Annotated in this window: 12 protein-coding genes and 1 tRNA gene; 7 read left to right on the top strand and 6 right to left on the bottom strand. The window is 32.1% G+C overall.

Going from position 1 to position 12424, the window contains the following annotated elements; genetic code table 11:
- Positions 1 to 28 precede the first annotated feature (28 nt).
- Together Spiro2_RS11455 and aguB are read left to right on the top strand one after the other, a co-directional pair.
- Complete coding sequence (locus tag Spiro2_RS11455) at positions 29 to 1078, top strand: agmatine deiminase family protein (protein ID WP_338635960.1); 1050 nt, start codon at positions 29 to 31, stop codon at positions 1076 to 1078.
- A gap of 3 nt (positions 1079 to 1081) precedes the next feature.
- Positions 1082 to 1945, top strand: coding sequence for an N-carbamoylputrescine amidase (aguB, locus tag Spiro2_RS11450; RefSeq protein WP_338635959.1), 864 nt, complete (start codon positions 1082 to 1084; stop codon positions 1943 to 1945).
- On the opposite strand, the gene Spiro2_RS11445 is transcribed toward aguB, so the two are convergent.
- From Spiro2_RS11445 to Spiro2_RS11425, 5 genes are read right to left on the bottom strand one after another with little or no spacing between them, the layout of a single operon-like run.
- Positions 1942 to 2718: an RsmE family RNA methyltransferase gene (locus Spiro2_RS11445; protein ID WP_338635958.1), complete on the bottom strand. Its 777-nt coding sequence runs from the start codon at positions 2716 to 2718 to the stop codon at positions 1942 to 1944. The two genes, aguB and Spiro2_RS11445, sit on opposite strands and share 4 nt — an antisense overlap.
- A gap of 22 nt (positions 2719 to 2740) precedes the next feature.
- A complete protein-coding gene (locus Spiro2_RS11440) occupies positions 2741 to 3229 on the bottom strand; it encodes a hypothetical protein (protein ID WP_338635957.1) in 489 nt (162 codons plus the stop codon).
- Complete coding sequence (locus tag Spiro2_RS11435; RefSeq protein WP_338635956.1) at positions 3226 to 3972, bottom strand: hypothetical protein; 747 nt, start codon at positions 3970 to 3972, stop codon at positions 3226 to 3228. Before Spiro2_RS11435 ends, Spiro2_RS11440 begins: the two co-directional genes overlap by 4 nt.
- Positions 3947 to 4639: a hypothetical protein gene (locus Spiro2_RS11430; RefSeq protein ID WP_338635955.1), complete on the bottom strand. Its 693-nt coding sequence runs from the start codon at positions 4637 to 4639 to the stop codon at positions 3947 to 3949. The genes Spiro2_RS11435 and Spiro2_RS11430 overlap by 26 nt, the downstream gene beginning before the upstream one ends.
- Positions 4636 to 6036, bottom strand: a complete 1401-nt coding sequence (locus Spiro2_RS11425; protein ID WP_338635954.1) for a hypothetical protein — start codon at positions 6034 to 6036, stop codon at positions 4636 to 4638. Before Spiro2_RS11425 ends, Spiro2_RS11430 begins: the two co-directional genes overlap by 4 nt.
- Positions 6037 to 6170: 134 nt before the next feature.
- Between Spiro2_RS11425 and Spiro2_RS11420 the strand changes: the two genes are divergently transcribed.
- From Spiro2_RS11420 to Spiro2_RS11410, 3 genes are all read left to right on the top strand, one after another.
- Positions 6171 to 7817, top strand: coding sequence for a peptide chain release factor 3 (locus Spiro2_RS11420; RefSeq protein WP_338635953.1), 1647 nt, complete (start codon positions 6171 to 6173; stop codon positions 7815 to 7817).
- A gap of 126 nt (positions 7818 to 7943) precedes the next feature.
- Entirely contained in the window at positions 7944 to 8288 is a 345-nt protein-coding gene (locus Spiro2_RS11415) for a hypothetical protein (protein WP_338635952.1), read from the top strand.
- Positions 8289 to 8379: 91 nt separating this feature from the next.
- Positions 8380 to 8456, top strand: a tRNA-Asp gene (locus tag Spiro2_RS11410).
- Positions 8457 to 8729: 273 nt separating this feature from the next.
- Here the strand turns inward: Spiro2_RS11410 and Spiro2_RS11405 are convergent.
- Positions 8730 to 9179 carry an Rpn family recombination-promoting nuclease/putative transposase gene (locus Spiro2_RS11405; protein WP_338635951.1) on the bottom strand — a complete coding sequence of 150 codons (450 nt, stop codon included), beginning with the start codon at positions 9177 to 9179 and terminating at the stop codon, positions 8730 to 8732.
- Between the two features lie 793 nt (positions 9180 to 9972).
- Between Spiro2_RS11405 and Spiro2_RS11400 the strand changes: the two genes are divergently transcribed.
- Together Spiro2_RS11400 and Spiro2_RS11395 are read left to right on the top strand one after the other, a co-directional pair.
- Entirely contained in the window at positions 9973 to 10632 is a 660-nt protein-coding gene (locus tag Spiro2_RS11400) for a hypothetical protein (RefSeq protein ID WP_338635950.1), read from the top strand.
- Positions 10633 to 11194: 562 nt separating this feature from the next.
- The gene (locus Spiro2_RS11395) at positions 11195 to 12424 is read left to right on the top strand and encodes a hypothetical protein (RefSeq protein WP_338635948.1); all 1230 of its coding nucleotides are present in this window, start codon (positions 11195 to 11197) and stop codon (positions 12422 to 12424) included.

The following is a 12424-nucleotide window of genomic DNA, read 5'->3' as shown; positions in this document are numbered from 1 at the left end:
AGTTTTTTGATTTAAAAAAGGGTTTTTAATGCCAGATATAATTAATAATATACCGTTAAATCTAGGTTTTTCTATGCCTGCTGAATGGTCTTTGCACGCTGCAACATGGACTTGCTGGCCGTTTGATGAAGAAAATTGGTTTGGGCATTTATCAAAAGTGAGACAAGAGTTTGAGGAGTTAGTCTCTACAATTTCTACTTACGAGCCTGTAAATTTAATTGTTGGTTCTCAAGAGGCGGAAATCGATGCAAATGCAAGATTTAAAAACAACTCAAACGTTACTATTCATAATGTGCCATTAAACGATATTTGGTTTAGAGATAATGGACCAATATTTATTAAACAAGGTGAGAACTTAAGCTTTGTTAATTGGGAGTTTAATGCCTGGGGACAAAAATTTAAGTGGGACCTAGATACCTTAGCTCCAAATTATGTTGCGCAATATTTAAAAGTTCCTTTTTTTCAAACATCTGTTGTGATGGAAGGGGGATCTTTAGATGTTAACGGAAATGGTGTGGCATTAACAACAAAACAATGCCTTTTAAGTAAAATGCGTAACCCTAACTTAACACAAGATGACATTGAACAATATCTTAAAAATTATTTAGGTATTAATAAGCTAATTTGGTTAGAAAATGGACTAGAAGGTGATCACACTGACGGCCATATTGATACAATTGTAAGATTTGTAAATGCAAATACGATTGTTTATTCTATTACGGACGATAAGACCGATTTAAATTATGCGACTATGCAGCAAAATTTAGACGTTTTGCAGAAAGCGACAGATTTATCGGGTAATAATTTTAATCTTGTTCCTCTTGTTTTACCTAGAAATAAAATGGAAATTGATGGAAAGCGTCTGCCGTGCACTTATGCTAATTTTTATATTGGCAATGGTTTTGTTGTGGTACCAACTTATGATGATCCAAATGATGCTAAGGCATTAAAAACTCTAGAAACAGTTTTTCCTGAGCATAAGGTTATTGGATTAAAATCGAAATACATTATTTCAGGAGGAGGCTCGTTTCATTGTGTTACACAACAACAACCTGCGGGCCAAATTTGGAGACTATAATTAATGCAAAAAACTACGAAGCTTGCTCTTATTCAAATAAAAATGACTGATCATGTGCAAACTAATATTGAGAAAGCAACTCAATACGTAGAAAAGGCTGCAAAAAATGGGGCTCAGGTAATTCTTCTTCCTGAATTGTTTGAGTATCATTATTTTTGTCAGGAGCAATTTGATCATTTATTTGCTTTAGCTAATGAAGTTGAAAATCATCCTTTTTTATCGCACTTTCAGTTGTTAGCAAAGAAATTAAAAGTAGTATTACCAGTTAGTTTTTTTGAAAAATCGGGTCAGGCTTATTATAATAGTCTTGCTATGATTAACGCTGATGGAAGTATAATGGGGGTTTATCGAAAATCTCATATTCCTGACGGGCCTTGTTACCAAGAAAAGTATTACTTTAATTCAGGTGATACAGGTTTTAAAGTTTGGAATACATTGTATGGAAAAATTGGTGTGGGGATTTGTTGGGATCAGTGGTTTCCTGAATGCGCGCGCAGTATGGTGTTACAAGGAGCTAACCTTTTACTTTATCCTACAGCAATTGGCAGCGAACCTCCTGAGGCACATTCTTTGGATACGAAAGACATGTGGCAAAGAGCTATGATTGGCCATGCTGTCAGCAATGCAGTTTATGTTGCCGCTGCAAACAGGGTTGGCATAGAGAAAAATATGAATTTTTATGGCAGTTCTTTTGTAAGCAGTTATACGGGCGATAAAATTGCCGAGGCAGATAGAGAGTCTGAAACTATTATTTATGCAGATTTGAGTTTTAGTGAGACAGAAGCTTTTAGAGCTGGTATGGGCTTTTTTAGAGACAGAAGACCAGAGTTTTATAAAAACTTACTAACATTAGATGGTAAGATTTAACTGAAATCATTTCTGAAGCTTATTACTGTCCCTAGCGCACTTGCAACAGCATTAGGAACTTTTAATAGGTTTGGCCCTAATGATACAGGCAAAGAAGGAATATTGTTTAAAATAAACGCTCTCTCTTTGTTTGAAAAGCTGGATTCAGGTCCTATTAAAATGCATATTTCTTTTGTTTCTGGTGTAAAATTATTTTGCAAAATTTTTAAAATTGAATTCTGTATTTTGCCTTCGTAAATATGACTTTCATCACAAAATAAAATTAATTGCTTAGAATTTTTTTGAACTTCATTTTTTTCATAAAACTCATTCATAGATGCATAATAAAAAATTTCAGATGCAAATGCACTTTTACTAATTCGTGTTGCCTCTCTACTTAATTGTATTGCTTTTTCCATTTTTAAAGGAGATTTTGTAAAAGATTTTTCGCTTTTAAAAATATGAATTTGACTGACGCCCATTTCTGAGCTCATTGCAATCACATCTTCAGCTGTTGAAAGTTTTGGCATTGCTAGCCATAAGTGAATTACTGGTTGGATTGCTGCGTGTTTATTTATTGCTAATATTTTAATTTTTAGTTCTTTTTTATTAACATTAACAATAATTCCTGTTGCTTTTAATCCATAACAATTTGTGATTTCTACTGAGTCGTTATTTTTGAGTCGTAACACATTACAAGCGTAATGGTGTTCTTGATCTTTTAATGTAATATTTTCGCTTTCTATATTTAATTCGTCGCTTAAAATTGTCCAGCATTGTTTTTGTATTGTCATTTTATTTTTACCTGCATTAATTTTAGAATAGGCACAGTGATATTAATGGAGATTCTTGCAAAAGTGAAAATTTATCATTATCATTATTTTTAAAAAATTTAATATCTTCAGTCCATTCTTTAAAAGTGTTGACGAATCCTATAAATAATCTTCTATTTAACAAATTTAATTCTTCTTGATTAAAATTTTTTTGTGATAAAATTTCATAAAAAATTTTATCTAATATTTTTTCTATATTTATTTTAGTATTATTGTACTCTTCAACAAGATCATCTGGCATAAAAGTCATTGCTTCATATTCACACAGTATTTGCGCTTGTGATAAAAAAGTATTTATCAATTGAGGGCATATTTTTGTGTTATTAAAAAAATCATCATATTTATTAAAATTATTTATAATTATATTATAAAATTCTTTCTCGTTTAATTGCTTAATATGGTTTAATTTTAGATTTAAATAATTAATGTATGCATAGAGCGAAAGTTTAAATATTTGTTCCAAGCTGTTCATTTTGATTTTGTTACTTCTATTACATCGATTGTTCCACTAGCTATTTTGGCAGATAGATTAGGGACATTTTGGTTTACTTGTTTTATGGTATGCATGATCTTTGATACGTTGATATCACTACGATAATAGACACCACCTTTAGTCACTTCGTAAGGAATCATTATCGAATTTTTGTTTGCTGTAAAGTTTTTTATTACATTTTCTAGGGCAGGTATTTCATTGCCAGAAATGTCTTTAGCAATAAAGAACTTTACACCCATTTTATTACTTAGTTTTGGTAGGTTGTTGGTTAAGCTTTCGAGAACAACGTCCTCACTTTCTCCAATAATGACCTGTTTTTTGTAAAATAATATATATTTTTTAGTTTCTATTGGTTGTGCTGAACCTTGTTCTTTTGGATAGTTAACAAATACAAGTAACCCATTTTCTTTGCTTAATGGTGAAATTGCAAAAGGGATTTGAGGAGGCCAGCTTTTAGTACCCAGTACTTGATATTCGCTATCTTGCTGTTTTTTAATTACATTTTGTGTTTCTTTTGACCAGTTGCGATCGTGATAAAGTTCAAATTTTTTTAATTTTTGTACAAAGTTTTTATTGTAATTATTTGAAATTTTTTGTTGTTTTGTATTACAGTATTCACATACAAACACAATAAAAGGAATTTTTTCTTGAATTTGAAAAGAGTTGTTTGTATTGGATTTGTCGCTAATTGCAAAACTATTGTTCAGGAATAACAACGACAATAGGAATAACACTAGCAGGTACATAAGGATCCTTTGCAAGTGTTGAGTTTTGTAAAATTGCGGCATCTTCTGGTGTTGCTGGCTTTAATTCTGATTTGCCATCAAAAGCGAGCTTTACGAGAGTCAGGCCAATTGATGAGGACACTACTTTTGCAGGTGAAACCAAAACCTTTTTATTGTTTCCTGTATCAAGAATAATGGCGCCACATTGTACTGCATTACCTGGAAGCGTTAAAAGCATAGAAAAAGCAATTTTTTTACCATCTTCTGTTGTTACTGGTTTCTTTTTTGCACTATTTGGTGTTTTTAATACGTCGCGGTATGGGGCTGCAAGTGAAACTTTTACAAATCCGTTTGCATAAATTTCACTGCCTTGCGAGCGAAAAAGATTTTCCCATTCTGGTTTAGTGCCAAGTTGGTTTTTTTCAATTTTATTGCAAGTATTTTTAAAGTAATTAGAAATGTTTGATAATGCATTTTTGCGTGCGTTGACTTCTGCGGCAACACTGTCCCCTTTAATGTCTTGTGTTACGTTAAAAACACCAAAAGCAGAAATAGACATTTTAGTAAAATCAAAACTAATTTTATTTTCTTCACTTTCTGCAAAAGCAAAACTTTGTATACCTAAAATTTGGGATATACAGAGCCATTTTAGAAATTTACTCATGCGTTACCTTTCTTTGCTTCAATAGGCTTAGCATTTACAAGCTCAAGGTCGTAATTTACAATTTCTGCATCTAAGACACACAAAGACATTATATTTGAAAATCCCTGAATTTTAAGGCGCAACATTTCCCAATATTGGGCGTCAATTGGATGACTCCTGCTCACAAAAAATAAAACTTCTCGGATTTGCGCAAGAATAGGAGGTATTTTTGTGCAAATGTCTGCAAAATGAGCTTTATTTTCTGTGTCAAAAGTAAACTTCATGGTTGAATTTAAAACAAAATCTAATTTTTTTATACTATTAATCAAAATTTCTTTCGAATATCCTTTGGTAATTTGCTTTTGTTGCTGTAAAACTTCTTGTTTTTTTTCCATTAATTTTTGAATTGTTTGTTCTGTGTTTTGGCATCTAGAAACATGCTCGTAAAACCATTTAAAGACTTTAACGGGATTTTCTGGAATTTCTCCAAATAACTCTGAAAGCTTGATGCGATGTAAATCAATAAAACTCAGCAAAATTGCTGTTGTGCTTGTGGTTCTTTCTGAACCTTGAAATTCGGCACGGAGATCTCTAACTTCTGCCAGAGTATTTCTAATTTGCTCAAGAGACATATCGCCTAGGTGCGATCTGATGTCTTGTGCGACAATCGCTCCTTCTTCGGCTGCAACAAGTCTTTTATTTTCACGGCGTAAAGTTTCTTCGCTGTTGGCAATTTGATTTTCTATTTCTTTTTTGCGTTTCCAAAGGCTAATTACAAATAAAAAGCAAATAGGAATTGTGACAACAAATAAACAAAAAATAACCGCCAACCAAAAACCTCTGTTGACTGTTTTTAGTCTTTCTTTGGCATTGAGTATTTTTTGTTCTACTTTTTCGATGTTTGACTCATATTTTTCGCGATTTTCGTAGTGAAAAACAGCTTCGCATAGATAACTTGCGTTGTCGGCATAAGGCGTTAAATCTTTTAGGGCAGAGAATCTGTTGTAACGGTGAATAATGTGAGCTTCTGTTTTTTCTAAGTTATTTTGAATAAACTCTTGCGCTCTTTTCGCATTTTGAATTATTTTTTGCTTATCGGGCTCTTCTAAAGAACACCAAATTTGGATTATGGATTGTAAAGTATTTAATCTGGTTTCGAGCTCATCAATTTCTCGTTGTTTTTCTTCTAGTGAAGCGAGCTTTTTACGCAATACGCTAAGTCCATTTAATGATTCTAGCCATTGTTTTGCTTCAATACTAAGATTTCTCGAAAAAAAAGCGTCAACCATAATCAGTGATTTATCTGCTTGACGAATTTGTTTTGCACGAAGATAGTGTGGTTTTATTTGGAAGGTGCTAGCAAGCATGATCATTTGATCTGCAACTTCCCTAAGCTGTAGTAAACTTACTTGATTCATAAAAAATGCCTCTCGGTGCATGAAGTGACTCACCTGTGCTCAAGTATCCTAGCAATCTTGTAACTCTGAAATTCCCATAGTGTCAAAATTGTGCTAGCAAAAAGCAGTCTTTTAGTGTCCCATAGGAGAAACCCATGTCTTCCATTGACAAACATACTCTAAACAATGAAGTAAACAGAAGAAGAACGTTTGCTATTATCTCACATCCTGATGCAGGAAAAACAACCATGACCGAAAAGTTGCTACTTTTAGGTGGCGCAATTCGTTTGGCAGGTTCGGTTAAAGCAAAAAAATCAAAAAAATTTGCAACCTCTGACTGGATGGAGCTCGAAAAGCAACGCGGTATTTCTGTGTCCACAAGCGTGATGAATTTTGAATATAGAAATGTTGTATGTAATTTGTTGGATACTCCCGGGCATCAAGATTTTTCTGAAGATACTTATAGAACTCTTGCTGCGGCAGATGCTGCAATTATGCTTATAGATGCTGCAAAAGGTGTAGAAGCGCAAACCATTAAGCTGTTTGAGGTTTGTAAGTTGCGTGGCATTCCTATTTTTACTTTTGTCAATAAACTGGATAGAGAGTCGCAAGATCCCCTTGATCTCATGCATGAAATAGAAAGCGTTTTAAATATTGCAACGTATCCTATGAATTGGCCAGTTTCTTCGGGTGAAAGGTTTAAAGGCATTATTGAACGCGAATCGAAATGTTTGCATTTTTTTGAAGGGAGAAATACCACAACAGAAACTGTGGCAAAAATTATTCCTCTGTCTGATAAAGTGCAAATTGAACAATGCGTCCCTGCTGATTTATTATCGGGAGCACTTGATGGCCTAGAAATGGTTGAGATGGCAGGAGACGCGTTTTCGCACGAGAAATTTTTAAAAGGTCAATTGTCTCCCGTGTTTTTTGGGGCAGCAATGACAAATTTTGGGGTGCGTTTATTTCTTGAAAAGTTTTTAGACATGTCGCCTCCTCCATCTTCTAAAGGAAGTAGCGAAGGAAAAATTGATCCTTTTTCTACCCAATTTAGTGGGTTTATATTTAAAATCCAAGCCAATATGGATCCAAAACATAGGGATCGTATTGCTTTTTTACGTATAGTGAGTGGAGCTTATGAGGTTGGGTTAAATGTAAAAGTACCTCGTCTTAATCGTGAAATTCGACTTACTCACCCCCAGCAGTTTTTTGCGCAGGATAGAAGTACGTTAGAAAAGGCGTATGCAGGTGATGTGGTAGGGATATACGACCCCGGAATTTTTGCAATTGGTGATTCTCTTGTTGAAAATGGCGATTTTGTTTTTGAAGGGATTCCCGCCTTTGCTCCCGAAAACTTTGCTGTTGTTAGAACAACCTCTGCATTAAAGCGAAAACAGTTGCTAAAGGGTTTGGTGCAGTTGTGCCAAGAAGGGACTGTGCAAATGTTTGTTGATGAAAGTCGCGCAGCCAGTGATCCAATTTTAGCGGCAGTGGGTGTTTTGCAGTTTGATGTTCTCCTCTTTCGCCTAAAAAATGAATATAATGTGGAATGTAGCTTAGAAAATTTGTCTTTTAAGCATGCGCGTTGGACCAATGCTTCTATTGATGATATTGCTCGGGCTAAAGAGCAAACGGATGTTGTGTCAGTAAGGGACATGCAGGGATGTTATTTGTTTTTATTTAAAAATGACTTCTCATTATCTTACTTTCAAGAAAAATGCCCATATATAAGATTATTTTCAAGCAATTCCAGTTTGCATGGCAACATGATGGATATGGCGACAAGTGTATTTGAGCCATAAATTTTTTTGTCACAAAAAAGCTGTATAAATGTTTGTCGATACCATTGGATTCTTACTTAATATAAAGTATAATATTTGAACATAAGATTCTCACAAATTTCTTCTCGTTATGAGGAGGTTAAAATTATGGTAAGAAACTTATTCCAGTCGGGTTCATTACGCTTTAGAACGAGTGAGCATAATTCAGGCGGAAAAGTTATCCAAATTAGCGAACATAGGCTAAAAGCCGAAAACAAAAAAACAAAACTGTTTTCGGCGAGAATGGGGCAGGATTCTCTGGCGAGAAATCTTAAGCAGCCTCAGAACACACGTTTTACAACGCGTAGTGTCGTAAAAACCTCTGAAAAACCATTAAAAAAACCAAATATCAAGTTCTTTATACTGACAGGTCTTTTTTATGCGTTTGCGATAGGGGGTATTGTTTTTGGTTTGATTGTTCTTTTGGGAGGCGTCCCTGCTCTATTTAAATAATTGATATTAATAATAAATATTCTGGTTTAAAATTTTTTTGTATAATCGCTTGCAATCAGAGTTCTTCTCTGGCATACATCTTTTCACAAGTGGGGTGGTAGTAGAGTTGGTTACAACGCTGGCCTGTCACGCCGGAGGTCGCGGGTTCAAGTCCCGTCCATCCCGCCACAAAAAAAGCCGTTATCAAACGATAACGGCTTTTTTTGTGGCTTATTTTATATTTAACAAAACAAGGCTGCATTCTTGTTCTTATGTACGAGTTAATGCCTTATCGATTAATTTTTTTCTAATTGTTGTGTAGTCACTATTGATTACCTGACCATGGGGCTACCGCAGCTAAGTAGTTGGAGCGAAGAGTAAGACGTTTGGTACAGCAATGGAAAACGAGCAGTCATAATGAAACCAGAAGCACAGCGGCTTTGCGCCCAGCGCTTCCAATAATTAAAGATTTTCCACTTCTTCTGGAGAGAGACCAGTCATATCTATAATATCTATCATTGAGAAGTCTCTGGCTTTTAATTTTTTTGCTGTTTCAAGCGCTTTTTTATGCTCACCTATTTGAATACCTTCAGCTTTACCTTCAGTTCTGGCATCATCAAGTCGAGAAGCGGTATCTAACAGATATTTTAAACGTTGAGTGTATGCCGCTCGTTCTTCGGGGTGATGACTCAAAAAGTACAAAGTTTCTTTTGCTTGTTCAAATAATCTATCTTGCATGGCGAGTTCCTCGAACACTTTTTTGTTTTTAGCTTGAAAGAAGAGTAACCATTTTTCAAGCCTTGTCATACTACCATTATACATATGTTTGGGCATTTTGGGTATAATTAAATAATGGATTTCGAGGTCGGGGGCAACAATTTCGTAGTTGTCGACATCCAAAACAGAGAGCATTCTATTTTACCATTGGCTATATTTTTTGACAGAGAAGAGTTTGAAAAGGTAACAGATTTTACCAATTTTTCGTTTTTATTGGCAAATACACTATTGACAAGGTCAATAAAAAGTTCTTGTTTTTCGCCAAAAATCTTTTTGAAGATGGAATCCACTTTGGGGTCAAAAATATCGATAGACTCGGTTTGGAACATAAAAATCCTTTAACAATTAAACTGGTTATTTTTTATCCCGCGTTAGTGAATTGGATTTGTGTTTAGCAAATACAACTGGTGGCGAGCTTCATGTGCAATTCACACTTGAAGCTCGCCACCCTAATTGTAATGTGAATACCAGTCAATTGTATGAAATTAAAAAACGAGCTAAATGGTAATATTTTAAAATTTAAGGGTTTTTTAATATTTGAGAACTCATTCTAAATGAATACTTTTTGTTTATTTAATAATACTACTTGTTTTAAATAATTATAAAGATTTAAAAATAATAATTTACATAAAATAATTTTTAATTAGAAATAATTAAAAATTATTTTTTTTATATAATAAATATTCCTTTGTTTTTAAAAAATAAAAAGATAACCAATAATATTTATTTAATATTTTATTGGTTATCTATATAAAAAATAAAAAATGTTTAAATATTTTTTTATTTTATTAATTGACAAAAAATAAATACTATTTTATTAAATAAACGCTCAATGTATAAATTGTAATGCCGGCATAATTTTTTTTATTGAGTTTTTAATTTATTTAAAATAAGGATTTTATATGAAATTAATAAGAAAAACGGTTTTATGTACCTACTTGGTACTTGGTGCGAGGCATTTTCTGAAGAAAATTTGCAAGCATTAACGTGTCATAATATTCAAAGTATTTTAAATGAAAAGCAAAATATTTTAAATATCAATAAAGAAAATGACTTCGTGAAAATGGAATGTGCCGAAGGTTCTCACGATCAAGTGTTGGGTGTTTCGATAAACCGAAACTTAACAAACAATATGGAAGTTTACCTGATTGAAGGAAAATACGACGCCAATACAAGTATTTCTTACCTTACTTTTAAAGAAATTAATAAAAATCTTGAAGTACTAAAAACTTTAAATGAATCTTATGTTTTTAAAATATTATCAAGAAAGAAAAGGCAAATGGTTGCTTATAAGCAAGAATATTTGGACAGACAAGCGAATGCAGCAGGAGCAGCAGCTGCTGCTGCACGTGAAATTGGAAAGGCGATTGGTTATGGTGCAGTTGGTATTTGGGTAAATAGGCAGGCGGAGAGAGCATACGATAACACGATCGTACCAGCAGGGCGTTGGATTGATAGTTTATTTACCAGAACTCCAGCACCAGATTATAGTCATCATAGACTCATGGATTCTAATGCTTGGAATAATCGACTCATGAATTCTGGTATAAATTCAGAAAATTTAGATAATCAAGCAATAGGTCAATAATGCTAGAAAAGATCTTATTTATAATATTATGTACAGCAATTTTAATAGTCGCTGAGTTTATTATATTTAAAATGAGGTTAGACAAGAAAATTTCTGATAATTTAGAGTTTATATTTAGGTCACTTCTCTGGTTTGCATACTCAAGAGCAACAATGTATTTGTATTGATCGATTTCACTACATAAAGTTTGTTTTGTGTAGTGAATTAATATATGATTATTGTTTTTATTTAATAAGAAAATATTTTAAATTTCTAAAATATCTAGCAAATAATACTTTAAAAAATACAGAATATCAAAAAAATATAAAAGCGCTAATTAATATTTGATAAAATTATTGTTAGAGTTTAAAAAATAGACAAAATTTAGTTTTTTTAGATTAATATATTCAAGAACGATAAAGTATTTATATTGATAAATCTCTCTTTATGAAGTATATACTTTATGTTGAGAAATTGTCTTTATTTAATAGTAAAAAATGGATTTTAAGTTTTGTATAACTAAAAATAATTTTGCATTAAAAATTGGCTGTTTATTTTAATCACTGTTACCAAAGGAAATTTTATGTCAAATGATTTTGTAAGAAAAACTTATTTTTTTGAAATGGAACCTGATTGTAAAATATTTAAATTTCCTATTGATGGATTAGAAATATCAGCAAATAATTTAATTTTTTCAGAGGTTAAAGATATTACAGGATTAGTGGTTAACAAACTGTTATCAAGTGAAGGTTCTTTAATTTCTGATTATGTTACAAACGAAAACAATTCTAGTTATAATAATTACGAAATTCATATAGGTCAGGATGATAGACTAACCTTTTTTGGAGGAGCTTCCAGTAAATTTATTGTTGGCTATTTTATAGATTGTAGAGAAAACTCAAATACATTAGGCAGTAAAGTTGTATTGCATTTTCATCCTACTTTAATTAGAAAATTAATTATTCCTAGGGGTGTTGCCCATTCATTTGATAATTTAGAAAAAATTATCATTCGTAATGAACCAATTTGGTATTCTGATTTTTATAATCATGAATGGGATATTAAAAATGATTTGGTTTCATTTTTACGAGATGAAAAAAATATTCCAAAAGTAAAAACAAATAAATATATCTTGCCAGAAGAAGGACATGTTTCATTTTCTAAAATGCAACAAGAAATATTAAGAAATGTAATGGAATATTCATTTCGGTATAAAAATAATAATGAACATTATTATAATGAATTTGATTATGATAAAAATAAGTATAACGATATTAGAGAAATAATTAATAAAGATACTGGTATTCTAAATCTAAAATTTAGTAAAAATAATTATGTATTAACAGGTGAAAATTCATATAAAATTGTTCCAACAACATCTTCATGTTTGTCCGATGTTTTAGAAGTTGATTTTAATGAAATGAGTAACTTATTTGTTTTTCATAAAATTCAAAATACGATATTAAGTATATTAAACAGAGAATCTGAAGTATTATTATTAGAATTCTGTGATTTTAGGATCTCAGAAAATTTACGAGAAATTAGATCATTTTCCTTTAAAAATGATCCGAGATTAAATATAAAAATTCCAGCAGGTGTTGGATATAAAATTAAGGGATACGGAAAATTTTTAATTAGATATGAAATTGAGATTTTAGCCGATGATTTTAGTGCTAGAAATGATTTACCTGAATTTGGGAAAGATATTTTATTTGTTTCTGATAATGAAGTAAATAAAATACCAACTTTTTTATCGCCTAGGGTTGTTTGTCCGGGAGAGGCCACGAGATCTAAATATTTATCTTTACTATAG

This window comes from Spirobacillus cienkowskii, assembly GCF_037081835.1.
Taxonomy (GTDB): Bacteria; Bdellovibrionota_B; Oligoflexia; order Silvanigrellales; family Silvanigrellaceae; genus Silvanigrella; species Silvanigrella cienkowskii.
The sequence above is the reverse complement of the archived record's forward strand: the minus strand, read 5'-3'. Positions and strand labels throughout refer to the sequence as shown.

What these genes read in the sequence shown, in the direction of transcription:
- Spiro2_RS11455 (WP_338635960.1), top strand. Translation starts at nt 29, where the DNA reads ATGCCAGATATAATTAATAATATACCGTTAAATCTAGGTTTTTCTATG.
- aguB (WP_338635959.1), top strand. Translation starts at nt 1,082, where the DNA reads ATGCAAAAAACTACGAAGCTTGCTCTTATTCAAATAAAAATGACTGAT.
- Spiro2_RS11445 (WP_338635958.1), bottom strand. Translation starts at nt 2,718, where the DNA reads ATGACAATACAAAAACAATGCTGGACAATTTTAAGCGACGAATTAAAT.
- Spiro2_RS11440 (WP_338635957.1), bottom strand. Translation starts at nt 3,229, where the DNA reads ATGAACAGCTTGGAACAAATATTTAAACTTTCGCTCTATGCATACATT.
- Spiro2_RS11430 (WP_338635955.1), bottom strand. Translation starts at nt 4,639, where the DNA reads ATGAGTAAATTTCTAAAATGGCTCTGTATATCCCAAATTTTAGGTATA.
- Spiro2_RS11425 (WP_338635954.1), bottom strand. Translation starts at nt 6,036, where the DNA reads ATGAATCAAGTAAGTTTACTACAGCTTAGGGAAGTTGCAGATCAAATG.
- Spiro2_RS11420 (WP_338635953.1), top strand. Translation starts at nt 6,171, where the DNA reads ATGTCTTCCATTGACAAACATACTCTAAACAATGAAGTAAACAGAAGA.
- Spiro2_RS11415 (WP_338635952.1), top strand. Translation starts at nt 7,944, where the DNA reads ATGGTAAGAAACTTATTCCAGTCGGGTTCATTACGCTTTAGAACGAGT.
- Spiro2_RS11405 (WP_338635951.1), bottom strand. Translation starts at nt 9,179, where the DNA reads ATGCTCTCTGTTTTGGATGTCGACAACTACGAAATTGTTGCCCCCGAC.
- Spiro2_RS11400 (WP_338635950.1), top strand. Translation starts at nt 9,973, where the DNA reads ATGTACCTACTTGGTACTTGGTGCGAGGCATTTTCTGAAGAAAATTTG.
- Spiro2_RS11395 (WP_338635948.1), top strand. Translation starts at nt 11,195, where the DNA reads ATGTCAAATGATTTTGTAAGAAAAACTTATTTTTTTGAAATGGAACCT.